The following is a 21,970-nucleotide window of genomic DNA, read 5'->3' as shown; positions in this document are numbered from 1 at the left end:
GGCCGGGATCAGCCGGGGGGCCGGGATCAGCGGGGGAAAGGGCTCGCGTCAGCCGGAGAGCGGGTTGAGGACCAGGGGCTGGATCTTGCCCTCCAGCATCGCGCCGAGCCCGAGCACGGCGCACACGTCGGGCCGTTCGGCGATCTGCACCGGCATCCCCGTCGCGTCCCGCAGCATCTGGTCGAGGCCCGGCAGCAGCGCGCTGCCGCCGACCATCATGATCCCGCGATCGGCCAGGTCGGCCACCAGGTCCGGCGGGCAGTCCCGCAGCACCTTGCCGATGCCGTCGAGTACGGCGGTCAGCGGGGTGTGGATCGCCTCGCGGACGGCGGCGGTGTCGACGTGCACCGAACGGGCGAGCCCCGTGGCGACATCGCGGCCGTGGATCTCGGTCGACTCGGGCCCCTCCGGGGTCAGGCCGTTGCCGCGCAGGGCGAGCTGGAGCGGGCGTACCGACTGGCTGGGGAGCATCAGCTCGTGGTGGTGGCGCAGGTGCTGGACGATCGCGTGGTCGATGGCCTCGCCGCCGACCGGGATCCGCTGGGCCGTGACGATCGACCCGAGGGAGAGCACCGCGACCTGCGTGGTCGCGGCCCCGCACACCAGGATCATCGTCGCTTCCGGCTGCTCGACGGGAAGCCCGCAGCCGACCGCGGCCGCGATGAGCGTGTCCACCAGCTCGACCCTGCGCGCCCCGAGCCCGACCATCGTCTCGACGGCGGCGCGCTGCGCCAGCGGGTCCGCGTCGTGCGGCGTGCAGGCGGCGGCGCGCAGCCGCGGCTTGCGGCGCAGGGTGCGGCGGAGCTTTTCGCCCAGGAGGTGGCGCAGCATGCGCTGTGCCATCTCGATGTCGACGACGGTGCCGCCGGACACCGGCCGTACGACCCGGATGTAGCCCGGCGTACGTCCCGTCATCTGCTCGGCGAACTGGCCGACCGCGATGAGCGCGCCCGTCCGGGTGTTCACGGCGGCGGCGCTCGGTTCGTCGACGACGAGCCCCGCGCCCTTCACGAATACCCGGGTCCTCGCGGCACCCAGGTCGACGGCGATGTGGCAGCGGCGCAACTGCTCCAGACTGACGGTCATGGCAGATCCTCCCGAGAGCGCAGACCGTACGGGCCGTCGGACGACGGTCCCCTCTCGCATCGTGCGGTGGCCGCGGGCGGCGCGCGCGCTGGGCTGAGCCGGGCGGGGTGCCGCCGCACGGGTGGTCTGTGGCGGGTTCGGGGGTTCGGGGCGGGGGTGCGGGGGTGTGGGGGTGTGGGGGTGTGGCTCGGGTGGGGGTCGGCGTCCTGCGGGGTGCGTGCGGCTCGGTGCTGTGGCTGGTGTTGCGTGGGGCGCAGTTAGCATCCCGTGTGACTCATACGCCCCCGGAAGAAGACGAAGCCGACGGCCCCCGGATACCCGAGGCCGCCGCCGACCCTCTGCTGCCTCCGCGGCCCGCGCTGCCTGCGCAGTCGGTGGAGTCCCCGGGGCCCGTCGCGAAGAGACGGCTGCTCGCCGATCTGACCCCGTTGCGTACGTCCGCCGACTACCGCCGGCTCTGGGCCGGCAACACCATCTCCTGGATCGGCCAGGCGATGACCGCGCTCGCCGTCTCGCTCCAGGTCTACGACATCACGCACTCCAGCTTCTCGGTGGGCCTCGTCGGGCTCTTCTCGCTGGTCCCGCTGGTGGCGTTCGGCCTGTACGGCGGCGCGATCGCGGACACCGTGGACCGGCGGAAGCTGGGCCTCTACTCCGCGCTCGGCTCGTGCGGGCTCTCGGTCGTGCTGGCCGCGGGCGCGTTCGTGGGCTTCCACCACGTGTGGTTCCTGTACTCCGTGGTCGCGCTGCAAGCGGTCTGCGGGGCGCTGAACTCGCCGGCGCGCTCCTCGATGATCCCGCGGCTCCTTCCGCCGGAGCAGCTGCCCGCGGCCAACGCGTTGTCGTCGATCACGACGACAGGGGGCACGATGCTCGGCCCCATGCTGGGCGGACTCATCGTCGGACTGTGGGGCTACCAGGCGGCGTACACGGTGGACGCGGTGGCCTTCAGCGCGGCGCTGTACGCGATGTGGCGGCTGCCTGCGATGCGGCCCGAGGGGGCGGAGGCTGCCGGGGGGCGCCGGAAGCGGGCCTCGGTTCTCGACGGGCTGCGGTTCCTGGCCACGCGGCCGAACCTGCGGATGACCTTCTTCACGGACATGTGCGCGATGGTGCTCGCGCATCCGCGGGCCCTGTTCCCCGCAGTTGCGGTGGTGTGGTTCGGCGGCGACGCGAAGACGGTGGGGCTGCTTGTCGCGGCGCCCGCGGTGGGGGCGTTGCTCGGGGCGGTGTTCTCCGGGTGGCTGGGGCGGGTGAGACGGCACGGTCTGGCGATCCTGCTGGCGGTGGCCGGCTGGGGCACGGCGATCGCCGTCTTCGGCCTGACGCGGAATCTGTGGCTGGGGCTGTTCTTCCTCGCGGTGGCGGGCTGTGCGGACACCATCTCGATGGTGTTCCGCAGCACGATGCTGCAGGCGGCTGTGCCGGACGAGATGCGGGGCCGCCTGCAGGGGGTCTTCATCGTGGTGGTGGCGGGCGGACCCCGGCTCGGGGACTTCATCGCGGGCTCGGTCGGGGACGTGGGGTCGCCGGGGCTCGCGGTGGTGGGGGGTGGCGCGGCGTGCGTCGTCGCTGTGGGGTTGCTGGCGTTGCGGTGGCGGGGGTTTGCTCGGTATGAGGCGGGGGTGCAGGGGGTGCCGGGGGCGTGAGGGGGCGTTCCGGCTGCGGGTGGGTGTGGCTGCGGGGCTTGCCCGTCTTTGGGTGCGGGGCCGCGGGGCTTGCCCGTGTGTGGGTGCGGGGCCGCGCCGGTATGTCCGTCCTCGCTATCGTTCGGTGGCCGTTGGGTTGCTTCGGCTCCGGAGTGCCGCGAGCCGTGCTCCGGGCAGACATACCGGCACGTCCCCTCCCGTGCGCTGCCGGCTGCGGGTGCGTGGGACTTCGGAGCCTGCCGGTGTGTGGGTGCGGGGCCGCGCCGGTATGTCCGTCCTCGCTATCGTCCGGTGGGCGCTGGGTTGCTTCGGCTCCGGAGTGCCGCGAGCCGTGCTCCGGGCAGACATACCGGCACGTCCCCTCCCGTGCGCTGCCGGCTGCGGGCGCGTGGCACTGCCCCACCCCCGCCCGCCCGCGATGTCCGCCCTTCCCCGTCGAGCTGCCCCCCCGCCCACTCGCCTGTCACTGCGGGGCAATCGGGTGGGTGGGTGGGAAAGGCTTGTTCGGGCAGGGGTGGATGCGGGGTGATCGGGTGGGTGGGTGGGAGAGGCCTGTTCGGGCACCGGTGGTTGCGGGGCGGGCCGACGGCAGTGGGTGGGGAAGGTGGGGGCCCGGCCGCCCGGCGGAGGCGTTCACCGTTCAAGCCCCGTGCAACGGACTGGCGGGAAGGTGACCTGGCGGATTTCCGCCAGTGACCGTCAACACCCCTGCAACACAAGCCCCCTGACACTTTTCGCAGCACCCGGCGCCCACCCCCGCCCGGGTCCGACGAAGAGAGGGCACCCATGACCCGATCACCCGCGTGGCGAAGAGCCAGGCTGCTGCCGGCCATCGGCCTAGCCTTCGCCCTGCTCCCGGCAGGGCAGAGCGCGAACGCCGCTCCCGCGGACGCACCGCAGGGGCGGGCCACCCCCGCCGCCCGCGCCGCCCACACGGTCACCCTCGTGACCGGCGACAAGGTCACCGTCACGGAACTCGGCGGCGGCAAGAAGACCGTCACCGTCGACCGGCCCGCCGGGGCCACCGGAGCCGTCCGGAGCGAGATAGCCGGTGACCGCATCACCGTCGTACCGGACGAGGCGCGGCCCTATCTGGACGCGGGCACCCTCGACGAGCGCCTCTTCGACGTGACGGAGCTGATACGGCAGGGGCTGGCGGGCGAGGAGGGGGGTGCGTTGCCGCTCATCGTCACGTATGAGCGGAGTGCGCGGCGCGGCAGCGCCGGACCGGTCGCCCCCCGTGGCGCCGACACAGTGCGGTCGTTGCCCAGCGTGGGCGGCCTCGCCGTGGCAGCGGCCAGGCCGGGGGCCCTGTGGAGGGACGTCACCGCGGACGACAGCGGGGACACCGCCCGTGGCGCTCTCGCCGACGGCATCGGCAAGATCTGGCTCGACGGCCGCGTCGAGGCCGACATGGCGCAGAGCAACGAGCAGATCGGCACCCCCAAGGCCTGGGAGGCCGGGCTCACCGGCAAGGGGGTGAAGGTGGCCGTCCTCGACACGGGTGTCGACGCGGGCCATCCAGGGCTCAAGGACCGCGTGGGCGTGAGCAAGAGCTTCATCCCGGGCGAGGAAGTCGCCGACCGCAACGGCCATGGCACCCACGTGACTTCGACCGTCGGCGGCAACGGCGCCGAGTCCGACGGCAACAAGGAGAAGGGCGTGGCGCCCGGCGCCGAACTCTCCGTCGGCAAGGTGCTCAGCGACGAGGGCTCCGGCAGCGAGTCGCAGATCATCGCCGGAATGGAGTGGGCCGCCAAGGACGTCGGCGCCAAAGTCGTGTCGATGAGCCTCGGTTCGCAGGAGGCCAGCGACGGCACCGACCCCATGGCCGCCGCCGTCAATGCTCTCTCCAAGGACACCGGCGCCCTCTTCGTCATCGCCGCGGGCAACACCGGCGCCCCCTCCTCGATCGGCTCGCCCGGCGCCGCCGACTCCGCGCTGACCGTCGGCGCGGTCGACTCCGCCGACAAGGCCGCGTACTTCACGAGCCAGGGCCCGCGGTACGGCGACCACGCCCTCAAGCCCGACCTCTCCGCACCCGGCGTCGACATCCTCGCCGCTCGTTCGCAGCTCGTCGCAGGTGAGGGCTACTACACCGAGCTGAGCGGTACGTCGATGGCGACCCCGCACATCGCGGGCGTCGCCGCCCTGCTCGCCGAGAAGCACCCGGACTGGAGCGGGGCCCGGCTGAAGGACGCGCTGATGTCGTCCTCCGCGCAACTGGATGCGTCTGTGTATGAGTTGGGTGCCGGTCGCATCAGCGTGCCTGATGCCATCGATACGCCGGTCACCGCGAGCGGCAGCGTCGATCTCGGGTTCTACTCCTGGCCCTATGGGGCGAATGAGCCCGTCACGAGGACACTTACCTACAGCAACTCGACTGGCAGCGATGTGGAGTTGAGCCTTTCCGCCGAGGGGGCGGCCGATGGAGTGGTGGCCCTCGCCGACAAGACGCTCACCGTCCCCGCGCACGGCACCGCGTCGACCACGGTGACCGGCGACGGTGCGAAGGCGCCCGTCGGCAACAGCAGTGGGCGGATCGTCGCGAGCGTGGCCGGTAAGACTGTCTCGCATACCGCCTTTGGCCTGGTCAAGGAGGAGGAGCGGTACACGCTCACTGTCCGCGTCAAGGACCGTGACGGCGCGCCGACCGGGGCGGGCCTCGTCCTTCAGCGGCTCGCCGAGCAGGTCGACCCCGAGCAGGCGGAGGTCGGCGACTCCGGGACCCTGGAGCTTCGCCTCAAGCCCGGCACGTACTCCCTCTCCTCGCTCCTCGACGTGCGCGGCAGCAAGGGCAAGGACTCCCTCGGCCTCGGCTTCCTCGCCGCACCCGAGGTCGTACTCGACCGGGACCGTGAAGTCACCCTGGACGGGCGTGCGTTGCGCGAGGTCGGTGTCGACGTCGGTCAGCGGACGGAGACCCGGCAGCTCCTGATGGAGTACGACCGCGAGGCGAACGGCGCCCAGCTCCAGGGCGCGGTCCAGGTGCCCGTCAAGTACGACAGCATCTTCGCGGCACCCACCGGCAAGGTGACCGAAGGCAGCTTCGAGTACCGCACCGTATGGCGCCTCGGCAAGCCGACCCTGGACGTGAAGGGGCTCGGCCGGGTGGTCGCGCAGCCCGGCGGCACGGTGAGCGACGGCCGCAGCAAGCTGCCGATCGTGGACGTGGGCGGCGGCACGGCGGCCGAGTACGCGGGCAAGGACGTCAAGGGCAAGGCCGTCATCGTGCGGCGGTCCGGCGGCAGCGATGTGACGCTCACTCAGGTAGGGCAGGCTGCCCAGGACGCGGGCGTCAAGGCTCTGTTCGTGACGGATGACGCGCCGGGCAGGCTCAACGCCTGGTTCGGTACGGAGGACAACGGGGAGCGGCCGCTGCAGATTGGCACGGTCGACGCGGCGGACGGCGCGCGGCTGCTCGCGGCGGCGAAGGCGGGCCGTACCGTGGAGACGACGGCGACATCCCGCACGCCCTACGTCTACGACGTGTCGGAGGGCCACAAGGGTGCCGTGCCCCGCGGCGACCTGACGTACGAGCCCGCCAAGCGTGAACTCGCCGTCCTGGACGCGAAGTTCCATGCGGTGAAGCCGGTTGCCGGTGGGGAGTTCCGCTACTCGCTGACGGACACCTTCTCCGTCGGGATCGGCTTCCAGGAGAAGATCGACTACCCGGCCGAGCGGACGGACTACGCCTCCACCGGCGCCGGCCAGCTGTGGCACGAGTCGGTGTCGGTCGGGCCCGGCGCGGTGGAGGAGCGCAGTGGTCTGGTCGGTTACCGGGGTGGCAAGCGCGGTGAGCTGAACTGGTTCAAGCCCGTGTGGCACCCGTGGCTGGGGACGGGCCTCGGCTGGGGCCAGCAGCGGCGGGGGAACACCCTGGAGTTCAACGTTCCCGGCTGGGGCGATTCGGGACCCGACCACACGGGGTTCGGCGATGTGTGGAACGAGGACTCGATGACGCAGGTCAGTGAGGTGTACGCGGACGGGGAATTGGTCGACCGGCGGCAGAGTTCGGGTGTGTACGTGTGGGACGCGAATCCGGCGTCGACGACGTACAAGGTCGTCACGGACACGACGCTGGATCCCGAGCGGTGGCGGCTCACCACGAAGGGGCACTCGGAGTGGACCTTCAGGTCGAAGGAGACGCCGGACGACCGCAAGACCTTCCTGCCCCTGCTGAACCTCGGGTTCGACGTGGACACGGATCTCGCGGGTGACGTCCGGGGCGGGCGCTCCGTGCGGGTCGGGATCTTCTCCGAGTACGTCAAGGGAGCGGTGGACACCGGGTCCATCTCCGGCGGCAAGCTCGAAGTGTCGTACGACGACGGTGAGAGCTGGAAGGTCGTCGGCCTGGACCGGGATGGCCGCGAGGCCGCCTGGGACGGGAAGTTGAAGGTGCCCGGCGACGCGGAGTTCGTCTCGCTGCGGGCCTCGGTGCGGGATGACCGGGGCGGGTCCGTCAGCCAGGAGATCATTCGGGCGGTGGGGGTGCGGTAGGACGCCACGACGCGGCGACGCCGCCTCCCCTGGGACGGGGGAGACGGCGTCGCTGCGGGTGTTTCGGTGACGTCAGACCAGCCAGCCGAGGAAGTGGGCGATACCGGCGACGACGTCAGTGATGATGTTCATGGTGGTGCTTCTCCTTGTGGGACTTTCTCAGGATCTTCCAACTCCCGGACCTCGTATGGGACATGGCCCGGGAACGCGGCAACTACGGTCTGCAGCCCGTTGCTTGCGTTCCGTAATCATCGTCAATCACTTGCGTCACATGCAATCCCTGACGCAACGATCACCTGTTCCAGGGAACAACTGCTCCCCTGTTCGCATTTTCGGGCCGCGTCGTCGAGATGCGGCGGGCGTCTCCAAGGGGCGGGCGGCCTTGGACGGATGACTCAAGGAGGTCACGCCCTCCAATGAGCTGCGGAACTGGTTCCACCAACACCGTGGCGAGCACGAGGAGTTCGGCCGCCGCTACCGCGCCGAGCTCGCCGGCCCCGAGCAGCAGGACGCTCTCCATCACCTGCGCGAACTCGCGGACGCCGGAACGGTCACCCTGGTCACGGCGGTCAAGGACGTGGAGCACGGGCATCTGCCGACGCTCCGGGCTGAGTTGATGCAAGAGGGTTGAGGGGGCGAGGGTTCGGCCCGCCCTGCGGGCGCCGCTTAGAGGGCGCACATGCCGACGGCAGGTGCATCCGTGCGCCGGGCACTTTGCGTGCCTGATCGGATACTCTGGGTGACTTCGGTGGGTCGCCGTCGGGAGCGGTCCGCACGGTGGAGGGGATCTCAACATGATGCGACGACGCATGGCCGCGGCCCTGGGGGCGCTCGTGGCCGCCGCGACCCTGATGGTCGCGGTGCCGGGATCGGCGTACGCGGCGGAAGGTGTCCTGATCATCAACGGTTCCGAACACGAGGACCCGAGCGGCTGCTACCCCGTCGAGTGGTTCCCGTCCTCAGTGACCAACCACACCGACGCCATCGCCGAAGTCCACTCCGGGCCCGGCTGTGGCGGTCCCGTCGAGTGGCTGGTTCATCCCGGTGAGACGTACTACACGGAGACGGCTCAGAGCGTCTTCGTCCTCTGATCCCCCCACGGGGAAGCGGGGGGTGGCGGTCCGCGCCGTCGCCCCCCGCTGACCTGGGCAAGGGTCTTGTCGGGAGCACGTCGACATGTTGTTAGCCTGCGGGGCGGATTCATCGAACCCTGGAGGACCACGTGTCACCCGACCGCCCCACGATCGCCCTGGTCACCAGCAGGCCTCAGCTGGAGACCGGCCTCGACCGTGACCTCCCCGAGCTGGCGCGCTCGCTCGGCGCGGCGGGCGCCGATGTCGCCACCGTGTCCTGGGACGATCCGCGGGTCGACTGGGAGGCGTTCGACCTCGTCGTCATCCGGTCCGCCTGGGACTACAGCGAGCGCGTCACCGAGTTCCTGGCCTGGGCGGGGCGGGTCGCGCGGCTCACCGTTCTCGCCAACCCGGCGTCCGTGGTGCGCTGGAACACCGACAAGCGGTACCTCGCCGAGCTGGCGGCGGCGGGCGTACCCGTCGTGCCGACCACCTATCTGGCGCCCGGCGACGCGATCGAGATTCCGGACGACGGATCGTTCGTCGTCAAGCCCGCTCACGGGGCGGGCGCGCGCTTCGCGGCGCGGTACGAGAAGGGCGAGTACGACACCGCCGCGGCGCACATCGAGCGGATGCACGCGGAAGGCCTGACCGCGATGGTGCAGCCCTACATGCCCCGCATCGACGAGACCGGCGAACGCGCGCTCGTCTTCGTCGGCGGGCGCTTCCTGCACGCCATACAGAAGGGCGCGGTCCTCGCGCCGGGCACGGCCTACGACGACGAGAAGATGCCCCACCCCGACCTCCGCCAGTGGCAGCCGACCGCGGAAGAACTCGACGTGGCCGAGCGGGCGTTGGCCGCCGTTCCGGGCTCGCCCGAGCTGCTGTACGCGCGGGTCGACCTCGTCGACGGAGCGGACGGCGACGTGCCCTGCGTCATGGAGCTGGAACTCGTCGAGCCGAACCTCTTCCTCTTCCTGCACGCGGACTCGCTGCCCGCGGTCGCCGAGGAGATCCTCACCGCTGCCGGATAAGGGGTGGACGTGGCGGCGGAGGCCTGATTAGCCTGCCGCCATGTCCAGTCCCGAGTCCGACAGACTCTAGCCACCGGCCGGCACGCCCGGTGGCCCCCTCTCACGTCACCGGACCGATCGCCGAAGCGCGGATTCGACATCCCCCTTTTCTTCCCGGCGCGGCAGCCGCACGGCTGAGCCGCCGCCTTGTCGACCCATGACGTGGTCGACCCATGACGTGGGTGCGGAGTTCCCTCATGCCCTTTGCTCTCTACATGCTCGGCCTTGCCGTCTTCGCGCAAGGAACCTCCGAGTTCATGCTCTCCGGTCTCGGCCCCGACATCGCCGCCGACCTCGATGTGTCCCTCTCCACCGCGGGCACCCTGACCTCGGCCTTCGCCGTCGGAATGGTCATCGGCGCGCCCGTGATGGCCGTCATCGGCCGCCGTTGGCCGCGCAGGACCGCGCTGCTCGCCTTCCTGGTCACCTTCCTGCTCGTCCATGTCGTCGGCGCGCTGACCACCAGCTTCGCCGTGCTCCTCGCGACCCGCGTCGTCGGTGCGCTCGCCAACGCCGGGTTCCTCGCGGTGGCCCTGGTCGCCGCCATCGGCATGGTCGAGCCCAACGCCAAAGGGCGGGCCACCTCGGTGCTGCTCGGCGGCGTCACCCTCGCCTGCGTCGCGGGCGTCCCGGGCGGCGCGCTGCTCGGGCAGTTCTGGGGGTGGCGGTCCGCGTTCTGGGCGGTGGCCCTCGTCTCGGTGCCCGCCGTCATCGCGATCCTGCGGGCGGTGCCCGCCGGTACGCCGCCCGACACGGCAGGCGCCGACGCGCGGGCCGAGCTGCGCTCGCTGCGCGACCCGGGTCTCCTGGTCACGCTGCTCCTCGGCGCCCTGGTGAACGGCGCGACCTTCTGCACGTTCACCTATCTCTCGCCGCTGATCACCAACATCAGTGGATTCTCGGCGAGTTGGGTTCCTGCGCTGCTCGCGCTCTTCGGCGCCGGGTCGTTCATCGGCGTCACGGTCGCGGGGCGGTTCGCGGATGCGCGGCCCGTACGGTTCCTTCTCGCGGGCGCGGTGGCGCTGCTCGCCGGGTGGGTGCTCTTCGCGCTCAGCGCCGGGAACCCCGTGGCAGCGGTCGTGCTCGTCCTCGTCCAGGGCGCGCTGTCCTTCGGCGTCGGCTCCGCCCTGATCACCCGGGCGCTGTACGCGGCGACCGGCGCCCCCACCCTCGCCGGCGGCTTCGCCACGGCCGCGCTGAACGTGGGCGCCGCGATCGGTCCCGTGGGCGGCGGCCTCGCCCTCTCGGCGGGGCTCGGCCACCGCTCGCCCCTGTGGGTCAGCGCGCTGCTCGTGACGCTGGCCCTGGTGGTCGGGGCCCTGGCACTGCGGAAGCGTCAGCCCGCGTCGGGGAACGACAGCCGCTGGAGCAGCCCCCAGGTGAACTCCGCGACGCAGCGCCGCGGCTGACCCGCACCGTCCGGCGCGGTGAAGGCGAGCCGCCAGCGGGTGGGCGCCGTGCCCTCCATCGGGCGGGCCGGGGCGAACGCGCGGGCGGCCTCGTCGACCGTGCACGACCAGGGGGTGAGGTCGTCCAGGTTCCGGAGCGCGGGCCCCGGAGCGCCGGGCGCTCGGATCAGCCACTCGTTCCACACCGCGCCGTTCGGTGCGCGCAGGACCTCGAAGCGCAGGGTCGGCCAGAGCGGCACCGGCCACAGCAGGGCCTCGCACTCCAGGTCGCCGATCTGCCGGGCCACCGTGGACTCGGGGGCGCCGAGCACCGAGCGGTAGCGGGAGACCGCGCCGCGCGAGCGGGACGAGCGGGTCATCGCCTGCCAGCGGCGGTTGGCCTCGCGCATCTCCGCGATGGAGGCGCCGAGCTCGTGGCGGGCCGCCTCCACCAGGTCCGGGTTGTGGTCGGCCATGCGGCGCAACAGGACCAGCTGGAAGTCGAGCGGGGTGAACGCGGAGCTAGCGGACATGCGCTCCATGGTCGCGCACCGCCGCCGCTCCCGGGCGGCGCCCGCCGGGAAGGAAGAGCACCGAGTTGACGTACCGGGGCCTGCGCGGCGTGAGCACCCTGCGGAGCAGCCCCTGCGACACGACGTACGAGGTGTCGTTCTGGTGCGCCTCCAGGTCGAAGCCGTCGAGCGGCACCCAGGTGTCGTGGGGGAGCACCCAGCCCCGGTAGCCGTGGTGCCGGGTGAGCAGCTCGATGATCGGCTCGATCGGCTGGATGCGGGACTCCAGCTCGATGAAGAGGGCGGGGTGGTCCCGGGTGAGCAGGTCGCGGGCGCCGTGCAGGACCGGGAGTTCGTTGCCGTCCACGTCGATCTTGATGAAGTCGACGTCACGCAGGCCGAGCCCGTCCAGGGTGAGGCAGGGCACCTCGACCGCCTTGGCGTGGATGTCCCTGCGGATGAGCGAGGAGACTCCGCGGTCCCCGCGGTCGCCCTGCGGCAGCCAGAGCCGCGCCGTGCCGGGGCGGTCGGTGGCCGCGGCCTGGATCACCCGGACGTTGCCGGGCGTTGAGGTCTCCAGGAACCTGGCCAGGTGCGGCACGGGCTCCACCGTGACCACGCGGCGCGCACGCGAGGCCAGGCGGCGCGACCAGGGCCCGTACCAGCCGCCGACGTCCACCGCCGTGCCACAGCCGCGCGGGCAGAGGTCGGCGAGGCGGGCGAGCTCCGGCTCGAAGCGGGGGTAGACGAGGCGGGCCACGGCGCCGATGAGGCGGGCGGGGAGGTGCGGGGCGAGGCGGGCCGCCACGGTCTTGTGCGGTTTGGTCTTGTGGGGCTCGGTCCGGTGGGGCTCGGGGGCGGCCCTTTCGGGGCCCGTCACGGGGAGATCCGCTTCAGGAGCTGCTCGTGCTCGTCCTCGGGTATCTGCTCGCCCGACGAGGGCAGGAGCTGCGGTATGCCATCGATGATCGGATAGCGGCGGCGCAGCCGGGGGTTGTAGAGCACCTCCTCCGGTACAAGGGGTTCCGCCGGCTCCAGAAGATGCAGCGGCCCCTTGTCCAGCGGGCAGGCGAGGATCTTCAGGAGGGGGTCTTCGGGGTTCATCAGCTCGTCAACTCCTTGGTCGGCGGCGTCGGTTGGGGCGGGGGCGCGTCATGCTTGGGCATGGCGAGGAGCACGGACACCGCGAGCGCCGTACCCGCGATCCGCAGGGCGAGCCGCAGCGGTTCCTCCGGCAGCGGCTCGCCGAAGGCCAGGGTGCCGAGTACCGCGGTGAACAGCGCGGTAACCGTCGTGCACACGGGGACGATGAGCGAGGCCCGGCAGCGTTGCAGCGCCGCCTGCGACATGATCAGGCCGAACGCGCCGGTGAACAGCAGGAGATACGGGTACGGGGAGCGCAGCAGGCCGAGCAGCGCGGAACCGAGTTCGTCCGTGGTCAGGTAGCTGGAAACCCCCTTGATGGCGAGCGAGCTGACCCCGTAGAGGAGCCCGACGGCGACCCCGTACTCGACGCCCGTCGTGGGCAGCCGGTGCCGGTGCTTCGCGCGCCGCTCGGCCGATCCGTACAGCAGGACCCCCGCCGCCAGCGAGGGCAGGCAGACCGTGAGGACGAGCGGGACCGGCGCGCTGCGGCTCACGGTGTCCGCCTCCTCGCTCAGCGAGAGGACGACCATGAGCAGCGCGAGGAGGATGGCCCCGACGGCGTACCGCTCGCGCCCCGAGGTCTGCTCCCCGAGCAGCACGGAGGACAGCAGCAGCAGGAGCACGAGCCCGGAGACGAAGATGCCCTGTGCGGCGGCGATCGGCAGCGTCCGGTAGACGGCGAGCTGCGCGCCGAACCCGGCGGCGAGCGCCAGCGATCCGCCGATCCACAGTGGGCTGGAGATGACCTGTCTGAGCAGCCGTGCCGGGCTGCGCACGCTGACGGAGGGCATCGCGGTGAGGGCACGTTTCTCCAGGACGAACCCGGTGCTGTAGAGGACGTTCGCAAGGAGGGCGGCGGCCACACCCCACCACATGGTCTACGACCTTCGGGCGTGCAGCAGCAGGATCGACGACGCGCTCGGCACGGCGCAGGCGAGCCGGTCCAGGGCGCGCAGCGGACGCGGTACGCCGTGGAAGGGCGCACCGGCGACGCGGACCACGTCGAAGCCGGACGCGGCGACGAACTCCCGCAGCGCGCGGGCGGTGTAGAGCCGCAGGTGCCCGACGACCTCGGTCCCCGGGCGGCCGTGGATGCCGCGCAGGCTGACCTCGGAGAAGACGGGCTGTACTCCCGCGAGCAGGAGGCCGCGGTTGTACCAGGCGGCGAGGTTGGGCGTGGACAGCATCAGATGCCCGCCCGGCCTGAGCACTCTCCGCAGCTCGTCGAGCGCGCTGTCGGGGTCGACGAGATGCTCGATGACCTCACTGAAGAGGACGGCGTCGGCGGAGCCGTCGCCGAACGGCAGCCCACCGTCGGTGAGTTCACCGCGTACGACGTACGGCAGATGTGCGTGGGCCCGCTTGAGGGCGTCCTGGGACCAGTCGACGCCGACGACGCGGTGCCCGGCGAGCAGCGGGGCCGCGGTCGCCGCGGCGGTGCCGTCGCCGCAGCCGATGTCGAGGACGACGGCGGTGCGGGCGGTGGCGGGGCCGAGGGCGTCGGCGAGCATCCGGGCCTGGCGGATGCTGCGGGCGTCGCCGGAGGCTACGGGGACGGAGGGGTCCTCGTAGAAGTCCCGCAGATCGCGGGGCGCGGTACTGGTGCCGGTCACGGTGTCTCCCCCTCCTCCGTGTGCTCCGTCGCGTGGAGGTAGTGCTCGAACAGGTCGCGCAGGTGGGCGCCGTCGCCGCTGCTGAGCAGGGACTTCGACCAGCGCAGTGCGACATGCAGGCGCCCCGCGGTGGACGCCGTGGTCACGGTCAGGCCGCGGGGCAGCCGGGCGGGCGCGGAGAACCAGACGGCGTGCGCGCGGCCCGCGTCGCCGAAGTCCAGGGAGTACGGGACGCGGCCGATGTTGCTGAGCAGCGTGGTGGACGTCCAGGGCGCGGCGGCTCTGCGCAGGCCGCGGGTGACGGCGGCCCTGAGGGTGACGGGCAGGACGGGCGAGGTCAGAAGGGCCGCGCCACGGCCGAGTTGGGGCCGGGAGAGTGCCTTGAGGGCGCGGGTACGGTCGGCGGTGCGACGCAGGAGTGCCCCGATATCTGCGGGCCCCCACTCCTCGGAGGTCAACTCGGCAGCACTGAAGGGCACTTCCACCAGCCGGGTGCCGTTGCCGATGGGCATGTCCATGTCCCGGGTCCGGTCGTCGACGGGCATGGTGATCCGGAACGGCTTCGGCCGCGCTCCGTGCTCCCGGTTCCAGTGCGCGATCATCAGCGCGGTCGCCACCATGAGCTGATCGTTCACGGTGAACGGCGCCCCCTTGGGCCGCCGGGGCACGGGCAACTCGGCGACGAGCATGCCGTTGCCGGGAGAGGGCTCAGGCTTCCCCCGAGAGACCCGAGCAGGCGGAGCCCACCCGGAGGGCCCGCCCCCCACGTCATCCGCCTTCTCGGGCACGGCGGACGAGACCGGCCGCAGGGGAGGCGCGGCGGGCGAGTTGTCCTGCCCGCCGTACAACTCGGCGGCGGTGGCGAGAACACGGAGACAGGCGGGGCCGTCGAGGGCGGTGTGGTTGATGGTGAGAAACAAGACACTGGCGGACTGTGGGCTGCCGTTGCCGCCTCCGTTGCCGCTGGGTGCGGCGTCCGCTTCCGGAGTCCCGGCCTCCGGGCCGGGAGCGGTTGAAGCCTCCGGCTCCTCCGGGGCGGCATCACCTCCGGCAGCGGAGGAGGCGTCGGCCGCGATCACCTCCAGGCGGATCGGTGGGGAAGCCGACAGAGACGGGGCTTCGGAGAGGGAGCGGGTGCGGGCCTTCTTCAAGGCGTCTCGTTCCGGGGGTGGGAACGTCACCACCTCTACGTCCGGCTCCGCCGTCAGTTCCCACTCGTAGCGGCGGCGGTACCAAGGCCCCCGCGCCTCCCGCATCAGGATGCGCGGGTGGCGGCGCAGGGCCTCGGTGAACGCGGCCTTCAGGCGGGCCGGGTCCGGGGTGCCGGGCAGGTGCACCTCGATGTGCACCGTCTCCGGCTCCTCCTCCTGGAGGCAGTGCCTCGCGACCTCGTCGACGACGGGGAACGGCACGCGCTCCGGAGGCCGTTCGGGTCCGTCCGCGTGACGTGCCGGGTGATCGAGTGCGGTCATCGGTCCGTGTCCTCCCCGGGGGCGGACGGCGCGGCTGCTCCCACCGGCCCGTCCGTCGCCCTTGGCCTGCGCCGCCTGAAGCGCGTGGTCCGCATCGTCCGGGTACCCGACGGCGCCGGTTCCTGCTGGGCCGATGCCGGGCCCCTGGCGGAGATCGTCGGGCTGGTCGCCGCCTGCGGTGCGCCGCCGGCGTCGTGGCCGCCGGAGCCAGGACCGCTCTCCCCGCGCTTGCGGCGCGGCAGCGCAGTCGTACCCAGGTCCCGGTCGGGGCCCGGCGGTGGCGTCATCGGCGGCGCCGGGGGCGGCGGCTGGTGCGCGGGTGGCTCCCATGGAGCGGCCTGGCCGCCCCCACCGGGAGACGCGGCCGTCGCCGGAGCCCCCGCAGCCGTGCCCCGCACACTCACCAGCGCGGCGAACAGGGCGATGAGAGCCAGGAGTTGGGCCGCGGGGCTGAACGCACCCTCGTCCGCCGTCGCCGGCTCACCCGCACCCACCGCCGCCGCGATCCCCGCCCCCGCCATCGCCACGAGAGCGAGCGGCACGAGCAGCGCGTGACGGCGCCAGGCGAGCAGGGCGAGCGCGGGCACGAGCAGCGCGAACCAGCCCGCGATCACCGCGGCCACCAGCGTCAGCGCCACCGTGCCGAGGATCAGTCCCGGCGCGGGCGGGACCACGTCCGGTCCGTCCGGGTTCGGCTCGCGGCGCCGGATCAGGGCGAGGGCGATGAGGGCAAGGACCCCGACGCCGCCGCCGATCAGGCCGATCTCGTAGATCCGCGAGGGCTCGTAGGAGAGCTTGACCGTGCCGCCCTCACCCTTGGGGACCAGGAAACCCTGCTGCCAGCCGTCGAGCCGTACGGACGACAGCTCCTTGCCGTTCAGCGTGGCCTTCCAGCCGTCGTTGATGTTCTCGTAGGTCGAGAGGTACGAGGCCGAGCCCGCGCCCACCGACACCTCGCGCCGGTCGCCGAGCCAGTCCTTGATGTCGAGGGAGCGCGACTCCTCGTCGATCGCGCCCGGCGTCCCCTGCGTCAGCGAGACGTCCATGAGGACGAGCGGACCCGCGTCCCCGGCCTCGACGGTGTGCTTACCGGCGCCGAGCGACAGGGCCGTGTTCTGCGATCCGCGCGAGCAGAGCGTCACCTCGATGGGCCGCCGCTCGGTCAGATCCCGTACCGAACCCTTCGCGCTCGTGGCGTGCAGCTTGCCGTCGACGGCGAGATCCGGGCCCTCACCGCAGGCGAGTTCGAAGGTCGCCGAGGCCTTGGGCTGCTTCGTCCGGTACTGGTCGAGCGCCGGGACGTAGACCTCGGTGAGACCGACCGGCAGCTGCAACTCGTCGTCCGCCACCGGGTTGTGGACCGTCAGCGGCGCCGTCTCGGTGACCGTGATGGTCAGCTCGTCCGTGGTGATCGGCGGGAACCGCACATTGCCGTTCTCGTCGACACCGGCGATCGCCGCGCCGTCCGGCGAGCTGATCTCGACCTTCTGGGGGCGCGTCGAAAGCCCGCCCGCAGCGGGCAGGACGACCTCGTCGATCGCCTGCTTGCCCTTCCACTTCAGATGGACCACGGGACTGTCACCGGCGATCCAGGCCGTCGTCAGATCGCCGTCCGTGAGATTGCGCGGCGACAGACTGCCGCCGAGCTTCGACGTGGAGTCGGCGCTCGCGACGATCTGGTCCTTCTGCTCCGGCGCCACCTTGTACAGCAGCTTGTCGAGCTCGGACCCCGCCATGGCGACCGCGCTCGCCTTCACCTCGAACTCGGCCTCGGCCGGAGTCGTGAAGCGGCGGTGCAGCCCCGACTCGGTGTTCACCGGCGACAGGGCGCTCGGGTCCGAGGCGCGGTGCATCGAGTACGTCGTCGCGTCGGCGCCCTCGGCGGGCGTCCTGGCGGCGGACCCGGTGTCCGTGGGCAGCTGCAGCAGCTTCGTCACCCGCACACCAGGAACGGTGATCTCCGAGAACCCCGCCCCTGTCAGACCCGCCTTGCCGATCTCCGCGTCCAGAATGGTGACCTTCAGCCAACTGGAGTCGCCCGCAGGAGCCTTGACGCTCTGGCGCATGCCGTTGGGCTGCAGCGAACTCGTGCGGCTGCCCTGCTCCGTCTCCACCCGCACCCGGGTGGGCGCGGCCCGCACACCCTCCTGCGGCAGCGGCGTGAGCCGGATCGAGGACGGGACGGACTCCTTGGACCTGAACTCGGCCTTGATCCAGGCGCCGTCGGGCTTTCCGGGGCTGCCCTCGGCCCACGCCGTGGCCGGATTGCCGTCGAAGGCGTTCACGGGGTCGTACTGCGGCAGGTGGAAGAGCCAGTTGCCGTAGCTCGACGCCGTCACGGACTTCGCGCCGCGCAGCTGAGCCGTCGTCTGGTGCTCGATACCCGTGGTGGGCAGGATCTGGTGCGGCTTCTTGCCCGCGTCCTGGAGCGCCTCGCTCGCGTTCCGCTCGCCCGCTGTGTACGTGTAGGAGGTGTTGGAGTTGACCAGGCCGAAGCGGGTGTCGGCGCGGCGCAGACCGTCACCGACCGCCTGGAGACCGGGAGTTCCGACCCCCGGGTGGTTGTCGCCCGTCAGGACGGAGGGCCGGTCCCGCATCGAGGGGTCGGCGGACAGCGGGAGCAGCGACTCGGGGCCGCCGCTCACCACGGCCGTGTTCGACACGGGCTTGATCCCGGCCTGGCCGGGCCGCTCGGCGCCCGACCCCGGTGCGTAGATCTCCACGGCGCGCTGGCGCGGGTAGAGGCCCTCGACCTGGAGAGGCGTGTCGTTGGGTATCTTCCCGCCGGTCCCGGTCGGACCGAAGCCGGTGACCCGCTCGAAGCCCGACTCCTCCAGGGTCCGCTTGACCGTCGCGGTCGGAATGTTGCCGACCTGATCCGGGTCGAGGTCGTTGCGTACGACGACGTAGTACAGGCCCGCACGCGTCACGTAGTCCCGCAGACCGGGGACCTCGCCGCCGGTCGCCAGCGCCTGCTCCACCGCGTCCATCGCACGCCGGTTGCCCGCCGTGCCGAACGGCACGTAGTCCCGCTGCGCCCAGCGCGACTCCGCGAGCACGTCGAGGGGCTGGTCGATGGGCGAGCCCCAGGTGTAGATGCCGTGCGCGGTGGCGGGCACCACGAGCGCGCGGGAGTCGGGGGAGTACTTCTTCAGCCAGTCTCCCGTCGCCTCCCAGTAGTTGGGCAGCTTCTGGAAGGAGCCGGGCTGGAGGATCGAGCCGTTCAAGTAGGGGAAGGCGAGACCGGGCAGCACCAGCAGGGCGGCGATCAGCGGGGCGAACTTGCGCCCACGCACCGGCCGCGCCCCGCGCGCCTGCGCGGCCACGCCCACGAGATGCATCAGGCCGAAGACAAGGGCGAGCGCGAGGCCCGTCTGGAACTTGTAGATGTTCCGGAAGGGGACGAGCCCGCCGTTCAGCCACGACTGCACCGTCTCGTGGAAGGGCGCGCCGAACGAGCCGCCGTACCCCGCGAGCGTGATCAGCGCGACCGACAGCACGGTCAGGACGAGCCAGCGCCGCTCGGGCAGGTCACGCCGCGCGAGCCCGGCGAGGCCGAGGGCGGCGGCGAGCGCCGAGCAGACCACGACCACCACGGACGTCGCGACCGTCCACCCCGCGGGCAGCCACGCCTCGCCGAAGTGCAGATAGGCCACCCAGTTGCCGGCGCCGCGCAGTGTCTCCGTGGCCGACATCGTGCCGGTGGTCGTGGCCGAATTCTCCACGTAGGGAAGGAAGTTCTCGCCGTAGATGCCCAGCATCAGCAGGGGCACCACCCACCAGGCGGTGGCGAGGATGACGCCGGGCACCCACCAGGTGATCAGCTTCCGCTTGCGCGGGCCGTTGGGCCGCGACAGGAGGTACAGGCCCACCGGGAGCAGGGACGCCAGCGTCGCCGCCGCGTTCACGCCGCCCATGAAGGGGATGAAGAGCGCCGAGCGCAGGGCCGCCGAGCGCGCGCTGATGCGGTCGTTCGTCAGCGGGAACAGCACCCACGGGAGCAGGGCGCCGGGCAGGGCCGCCGCCGACGTCGATCCGACGACGACAGTGAAGGTCGGCCACAGGGCGTAGGCCACCGCGCCGAGCAGCCGACTGGAGCTGCTGCCTATGTTCAGCCGCTCCGCGAGCCGCAGCGCGCCCCAGAAGGCGGTCGCCACGATCAGCGAGAGCCAGAGCCGCTCCGCGAACCACACGGGGAGCTGGACGAGGTCCGCCAGACCGTAGAACGGCAGCATCGGCCACGCATAGCCGACGTACTGGTCCTGGATGCCGCCGAACCCGCCCCGGTCGTGCCACAGCTGACCCAGGTCGGAGAGGAACTGCCAGGGGTCGACGGCGACCCCCAGCTTCGTGTCGAACGTCATCCGCCCCGGCTTCACGGCCAGGAAGAGGACGAACACCACGGCCCAGAACCCGAGCAGCCAGCGCTTGGAGCGCGGCCCTCTGCCGGGTTCGGGGGCGTCAGCCGTTGGCCGGACTGCCGCCGGGGGTGGGGCCTGCACCGTGGTCATGGACACCGCCTGAGGATGAGAAGGAGATTCCAGGTGGCGAACTCGCGTACACCCGGCACTTTGGTGATGCCACTGGCCAGGAAGGGCCAGTAGCGGGACCGTGCGGACACGACGGACACGTCGTTCCTCGCCCGCACTTGGCGCAAGGTCGGGCCGACGTGGTGAGCGAAGAGGTTCTCGCCGAGCGTGTGTTTGGCTGCCTTGCCTGTACGTCGTTCATAGCGGGCGCGGCCACGGGCGCCGCCCAGATAGTGCCAGGGCGCCCACTCGTGGCCGCCCCACGGCGAGTACCAATTGGTGAAGGAGACGTAGATCAGGCCGCCGGGCCTGGTCACCCGCACCATCTCGCTGAGGAACGTCTGCGGATCGTCCACGTGCTCGAGGACGTTGGAGGAGAAGGTGACGTCGGCGACGCCGTCCGCCAGCGGGAGGAGATACCCGTCGGCGACGACGGAGCCCTCCGGCGGTTTGGCGCCCAGCTCTGCCGGGTCCGGCTCGAAGAGGAAGCTCTGCGCGCCGCGCCGCCGGAACTCCTCGGTGAAATAGCCACCGCCGCCGCCGATGTCGACGACGACGCGGTCCTTGACCGGTCCATAGGCCTCGACCTGGTCGGCGGCGTCACGGGCGAGCAGGGTGTAACACCGCTCGGGCTCCTGCTGCTCGCGCAGAAAGGCCCGGAAGAGGGTGAGGGATCGGCGCAGGGACGGGTCCTTCACGCGGACCCCTGGGCTGCCTGGTGCGAGACGATCGCCTCGGAGGCCACCGCCTGGAACTCCCGTACGGAATTGGCCCACCGGTAGCTGGTGGCCCGTTCGCCCGCCGCCTTGCCGAAGGTCTCGCGGCGCTCGGTGCTCAGGGCCAGGGTGCACCAGGCTGCGGCGAAGGAACTCTCGCCCCGGGCGAGCAGCCCCGTCACGCCGTCCTCGATGGAGTCACGTACGCCCGGTACGTCGAAGCCGATCGCCGGGGTCGAGCGGGTCGCCGCCTCGGTGATGACAAGGCCCCAGCCCTCCACGGCCGAGGGGTGCAGGAGCATCCACGCCTCGCACAGCAGCCGGTGCTTCTCGGCCTCGGAGACATGGCCCTTGAACTCCACGCCGGGGCCGGCGAGTTGCCGCAGCCGCTCGCGCTCCGGTCCGTCGCCCACGATCACCAGGCGGCCTCCGGTGACGGGCCTGACGCGCTCCCATAGGCGCAGGAGCAGGTCGATGCGCTTGTATTCGACGAGACGTCCCATCGCGAGGAACATCGGTTCGTCCGAGCGGGGGTGGAGCGTGCCCGGCTCCTCGACCCCGTTGTGGACTATGCGTATGCGCTCACGCTCGACGCCTATCGCGCGCAGGGCGGTGGCAGTCGACGGCGAGACGGCCACCAGGAGGTTGCCGCGCTGGGCACCGGAGAGCGACCAGTGTTCGAGTCTTCGGCCGAGCCGGGCCGCGGGGGCGAGCGCACCCTGGAAGCGCATCCCCCACAGATCGGTGTGGACGTGGTTGACCAGGCACAGCGTGGGCCCGCGGTGCCACAGCGGCGCCAGATACGGCATGCCGTTGCAGACCTCGACCAGAAGGTCGCAGTCACCGACCTGCCGGGTGAAGGCGGAGCGCGAGCGCAGATAGTGCCCGAGGTCACCGCCGGCCGATACGACGCGGTAGTCACGGAAGGCGGCGGGGCCGCCGCACAGCAGGGTGACCTGATGGCCGAGCTTGCTCAGGCCGTCGGCCAGCCGGTCGACGAGCAGTTCGGATCCGCCCGCGGCCGGGTTCGCGAGGTCGCGGCGGGCGAGGAAAACGATCCGGCGCGGCTGCGGGGGAGGTGCCGGGAGCCGCTGCGCGACCCGCGGGGTTGCGGCGCGCAGCGGAGAAGGCACGTGCTGGGGCATGCGTGCTCCAACTCGTCAGGGTGCGGAACCGTGAGGTGCCTATGGGGGGTTGCACCGTTCGGGGGTCG

16 protein-coding genes are annotated in these 21,970 nt (G+C 71.9%); 6 read left to right on the top strand and 10 right to left on the bottom strand.

What is annotated here, in order from left to right:
* Positions 1–48: 48 nt before the first annotated feature.
* A complete protein-coding gene (locus ACIBCK_RS03595; protein ID WP_399386401.1) occupies positions 49–1,086 on the bottom strand; it encodes a rod shape-determining protein in 1,038 nt (345 codons plus the stop codon).
* Positions 1,087–1,445: 359 nt separating this feature from the next.
* On the opposite strand from ACIBCK_RS03595, the gene ACIBCK_RS03590 reads away from it, so the two are divergent.
* The 6 genes from ACIBCK_RS03590 to ACIBCK_RS03565 all read left to right on the top strand — a co-directional run bounded on the left by ACIBCK_RS03590 (position 1,446) and on the right by ACIBCK_RS03565 (position 10,790).
* Positions 1,446–2,735 carry an MFS transporter gene (locus tag ACIBCK_RS03590; RefSeq protein ID WP_399387231.1) on the top strand — a complete coding sequence of 430 codons (1,290 nt, stop codon included), beginning with the start codon at positions 1,446–1,448 and terminating at the stop codon, positions 2,733–2,735.
* 786 nt (positions 2,736–3,521) lie between these two features.
* The gene (locus ACIBCK_RS03585; RefSeq protein ID WP_399386400.1) at positions 3,522–7,235 is read left to right on the top strand and encodes a S8 family serine peptidase; all 3,714 of its coding nucleotides are present in this window, start codon (positions 3,522–3,524) and stop codon (positions 7,233–7,235) included.
* 421 nt (positions 7,236–7,656) lie between these two features.
* Positions 7,657–7,866, top strand: coding sequence for a DUF488 family protein (locus ACIBCK_RS03580; RefSeq protein WP_399387229.1), 210 nt, complete (start codon positions 7,657–7,659; stop codon positions 7,864–7,866).
* Positions 7,867–8,029: 163 nt separating this feature from the next.
* Positions 8,030–8,326 (top strand): hypothetical protein, encoded by a 297-nt coding sequence (locus ACIBCK_RS03575; RefSeq protein ID WP_399386399.1) that lies wholly within the window; start codon positions 8,030–8,032, stop codon positions 8,324–8,326.
* Positions 8,327–8,457: 131 nt separating this feature from the next.
* Positions 8,458–9,342 carry a RimK family alpha-L-glutamate ligase gene (locus ACIBCK_RS03570; RefSeq protein WP_399386398.1) on the top strand — a complete coding sequence of 295 codons (885 nt, stop codon included), beginning with the start codon at positions 8,458–8,460 and terminating at the stop codon, positions 9,340–9,342.
* Positions 9,343–9,578: 236 nt separating this feature from the next.
* Complete coding sequence (locus ACIBCK_RS03565; RefSeq protein ID WP_399386397.1) at positions 9,579–10,790, top strand: Cmx/CmrA family chloramphenicol efflux MFS transporter; 1,212 nt, start codon at positions 9,579–9,581, stop codon at positions 10,788–10,790.
* Here the strand turns inward: ACIBCK_RS03565 and ACIBCK_RS03560 are convergent.
* The 9 genes from ACIBCK_RS03560 to ACIBCK_RS03520 form a co-directional block, all read right to left on the bottom strand.
* Positions 10,718–11,311, bottom strand: coding sequence for a hypothetical protein (locus ACIBCK_RS03560; protein WP_399386396.1), 594 nt, complete (start codon positions 11,309–11,311; stop codon positions 10,718–10,720). The two genes, ACIBCK_RS03565 and ACIBCK_RS03560, sit on opposite strands and share 73 nt — an antisense overlap.
* Complete coding sequence (locus ACIBCK_RS03555) at positions 11,292–12,089, bottom strand: FkbM family methyltransferase (RefSeq protein ID WP_399387227.1); 798 nt, start codon at positions 12,087–12,089, stop codon at positions 11,292–11,294. Before ACIBCK_RS03555 ends, ACIBCK_RS03560 begins: the two co-directional genes overlap by 20 nt.
* A gap of 68 nt (positions 12,090–12,157) precedes the next feature.
* Positions 12,158–12,385, bottom strand: coding sequence for a Trm112 family protein (locus ACIBCK_RS03550; RefSeq protein ID WP_367041605.1), 228 nt, complete (start codon positions 12,383–12,385; stop codon positions 12,158–12,160).
* Positions 12,385–13,290, bottom strand: coding sequence for a hypothetical protein (locus ACIBCK_RS03545; protein ID WP_399387225.1), 906 nt, complete (start codon positions 13,288–13,290; stop codon positions 12,385–12,387). The genes ACIBCK_RS03550 and ACIBCK_RS03545 overlap by 1 nt, the downstream gene beginning before the upstream one ends.
* A gap of 15 nt (positions 13,291–13,305) precedes the next feature.
* Positions 13,306–14,040 carry a class I SAM-dependent methyltransferase gene (locus tag ACIBCK_RS03540; protein ID WP_399386395.1) on the bottom strand — a complete coding sequence of 245 codons (735 nt, stop codon included), beginning with the start codon at positions 14,038–14,040 and terminating at the stop codon, positions 13,306–13,308.
* The gene (locus ACIBCK_RS03535; protein WP_399386394.1) at positions 14,037–15,512 is read right to left on the bottom strand and encodes a condensation protein; all 1,476 of its coding nucleotides are present in this window, start codon (positions 15,510–15,512) and stop codon (positions 14,037–14,039) included. Before ACIBCK_RS03535 ends, ACIBCK_RS03540 begins: the two co-directional genes overlap by 4 nt.
* Complete coding sequence (locus ACIBCK_RS03530) at positions 15,509–20,023, bottom strand: alpha-(1->3)-arabinofuranosyltransferase family protein (RefSeq protein WP_399386393.1); 4,515 nt, start codon at positions 20,021–20,023, stop codon at positions 15,509–15,511. Before ACIBCK_RS03530 ends, ACIBCK_RS03535 begins: the two co-directional genes overlap by 4 nt.
* Positions 20,020–20,739 carry a class I SAM-dependent methyltransferase gene (locus tag ACIBCK_RS03525; protein ID WP_399386392.1) on the bottom strand — a complete coding sequence of 240 codons (720 nt, stop codon included), beginning with the start codon at positions 20,737–20,739 and terminating at the stop codon, positions 20,020–20,022. Before ACIBCK_RS03525 ends, ACIBCK_RS03530 begins: the two co-directional genes overlap by 4 nt.
* Positions 20,736–21,902 (bottom strand): glycosyltransferase family 4 protein, encoded by a 1,167-nt coding sequence (locus tag ACIBCK_RS03520; RefSeq protein ID WP_399386391.1) that lies wholly within the window; start codon positions 21,900–21,902, stop codon positions 20,736–20,738. Before ACIBCK_RS03520 ends, ACIBCK_RS03525 begins: the two co-directional genes overlap by 4 nt.
* Positions 21,903–21,970 lie beyond the last annotated feature (68 nt).

The organism is Streptomyces sp. NPDC051218 (assembly GCF_044455475.1).
GTDB lineage: Bacteria > Actinomycetota > Actinomycetes > Streptomycetales > Streptomycetaceae > Streptomyces.
The sequence above is the reverse complement of the archived record's forward strand: the minus strand, read 5'-3'. Positions and strand labels throughout refer to the sequence as shown.

What these genes read in the sequence shown, in the direction of transcription:
- ACIBCK_RS03530 (WP_399386393.1), bottom strand. Translation starts at nt 20,023, where the DNA reads ATGACCACGGTGCAGGCCCCACCCCCGGCGGCAGTCCGGCCAACGGCT.
- ACIBCK_RS03565 (WP_399386397.1), top strand. Translation starts at nt 9,579, where the DNA reads ATGCCCTTTGCTCTCTACATGCTCGGCCTTGCCGTCTTCGCGCAAGGA.
- ACIBCK_RS03535 (WP_399386394.1), bottom strand. Translation starts at nt 15,512, where the DNA reads ATGACCGCACTCGATCACCCGGCACGTCACGCGGACGGACCCGAACGG.
- ACIBCK_RS03575 (WP_399386399.1), top strand. Translation starts at nt 8,030, where the DNA reads ATGATGCGACGACGCATGGCCGCGGCCCTGGGGGCGCTCGTGGCCGCC.
- ACIBCK_RS03585 (WP_399386400.1), top strand. Translation starts at nt 3,522, where the DNA reads ATGACCCGATCACCCGCGTGGCGAAGAGCCAGGCTGCTGCCGGCCATC.
- ACIBCK_RS03560 (WP_399386396.1), bottom strand. Translation starts at nt 11,311, where the DNA reads ATGGAGCGCATGTCCGCTAGCTCCGCGTTCACCCCGCTCGACTTCCAG.
- ACIBCK_RS03595 (WP_399386401.1), bottom strand. Translation starts at nt 1,086, where the DNA reads ATGACCGTCAGTCTGGAGCAGTTGCGCCGCTGCCACATCGCCGTCGAC.
- ACIBCK_RS03550 (WP_367041605.1), bottom strand. Translation starts at nt 12,385, where the DNA reads ATGAACCCCGAAGACCCCCTCCTGAAGATCCTCGCCTGCCCGCTGGAC.
- ACIBCK_RS03520 (WP_399386391.1), bottom strand. Translation starts at nt 21,902, where the DNA reads ATGCCCCAGCACGTGCCTTCTCCGCTGCGCGCCGCAACCCCGCGGGTC.